Source organism: Flagellimonas allohymeniacidonis (assembly GCF_004296335.1).
GTDB lineage: Bacteria > Bacteroidota > Bacteroidia > Flavobacteriales > Flavobacteriaceae > Flagellimonas > Flagellimonas allohymeniacidonis.
Map to the genome: position 1 here is coordinate 1 of NZ_SGIU01000006.1, position 1,674 is coordinate 1,674.

Sequence of the window (1,674 nt, forward strand, 5' to 3'; positions counted from 1 at the left end):
ACGTAGTTCTTCGTCGCCGCGTCCTGTGCGTTGGTAGGGTCGGCCAGGTTCGTGATCGAGGCACCGCCCGCATCGTTCCCCTCGGTCAGCACCGCGTCCAAATCCTGGATCTCGTTGGTCGCCGATAGGTCGCCGTCCGCCGCGATGTGGTTGGCGATGTCCGTCGCGTTGGTCGCGATGTCCGTTGTATTTGTTGCAATATTGGTGGTGTTCGTGCCAATATTGGCCGTGTTCGTTGCTATGTTGGTGGTGTTGGTCGCTATGTTCGCAGCATTGGCGGAAACGCCCGCGCTGTCGTCAAGGTCGCTCAGGTCCACCGTCACGTCCGTCGCCCCCTCGCTGATCGTCAGCACATTGGTCGGCGCGTCAAGGGCAGCGCCCGTGATGTCGTCGTCAGCTATGCCGTCGACGTAGTTCTTCGTCGCCGCGTCCTGTGCGTTGGTAGGGTCGGCCAGGTTCGTGATCGCCGATCCGCCCGCATCGTTGCCCTCGGCCAGCACCTCGTCCAAATCCTGGATCTCGTTGGTCGCCGATAGGTCGCCGTCCGCCGCGATGTGGTTGGCGATGTCCGTCGCGTTGGTCGCTATATTCGTCGTATTGGTGGCGATGTTCACCGTGTTCGTTCCGATATTGGCCGTGTTCGTTGCTATGTTGGTGGTGTTGGTCGCTATGTTCGCAGCATTGGCGGCAACGCCCGCGCTGTCGTCAAGGTCGCTCAGGTCCACCGTAACATCGGTAGCGCCCTCGCTGATCGTCAGCACGTTGGTCGGCGCGTCAAGGGCAGCGCCCGTGATGTCGTCGTCAGCTATGCCGTCGACGTAGTTCTTCGTCGCCGCGTCCTGTGCGTTGGTAGGGTCGGCCAGGTTCGTGATCGCCGATCCGCCCGCATCGTTCCCCTCGGCCAGCACCGCGTCCAAATCCTGGATCTCGTTGGTCGCCGATAGGTCGCCGTCCGCCGCGATGTGGTTGGCGATGTCCGTCGCATTGGTCCCTATGTCCGTTGTGTTTGTCGCAATATTTGTGGCATTGGTGGCAATGTCCGTTGTGTTTGTTGCGATGTTGGTCGTGTTCGTTGCAATATTGGTCGTGTTGGTCGCGATGTTCGTTGTGTTTGTCGCAATATTGGTCGCATTGGTCGCGATGTTGGTCGCGTTGGTGGCAATGTCCGTTGTATTTGTTGCAATATTGGTCGTGTTGGTCGCGATGTTCGCCGCATTGGCCGTGACGCCAGCACTGTCGTCAAGGTCGCTCAGGTCAACCGTCACATCGGTCGCCCCCTCGCTGATCGTCAGAACGTTGGTCGGCGCGTCAAGGACGGCCCCCGTGATGTCGTCGTCCGCTATCCCGTCAACATAGTTCTTCGTCGCAGCGTCCTGGGCGTTGGTCGGGTCCGCCAGGTTCACGATCGCAGAACCCCCCGCGTCGTTGCCCTCCGTCAGGACCGCGTCAAGGTCCTGGATCTCGTTGGTGGCCGATAGGTCTCCATCGGCAGCGATGTGGTTGGCGATGTCCGTCGCATTGGTCGCTATGTCCGTTGTGTTTGTTGCGATGTTGGTCGTGTTCGTTGCAATATTGGTCGTGTTGGTCGCGATGTTCGCCGCATTGGCAGCAACCCCAGCACTGTCGTCAAGGTCGCTCAGATTGACCGTCACATCGGTCGCCCCCTCGCTGATC

The 1,674-nt window shown here is 60.2% G+C and carries 1 protein-coding gene; it reads right to left on the reverse strand.

Annotated elements, in window-relative coordinates; translation table 11 throughout:
* Positions 1-1,674, reverse strand: a 1,674-nt coding sequence (locus tag EW142_RS16770) for a hypothetical protein (protein ID WP_205783316.1), incomplete at both ends; no start/stop codon positions are given.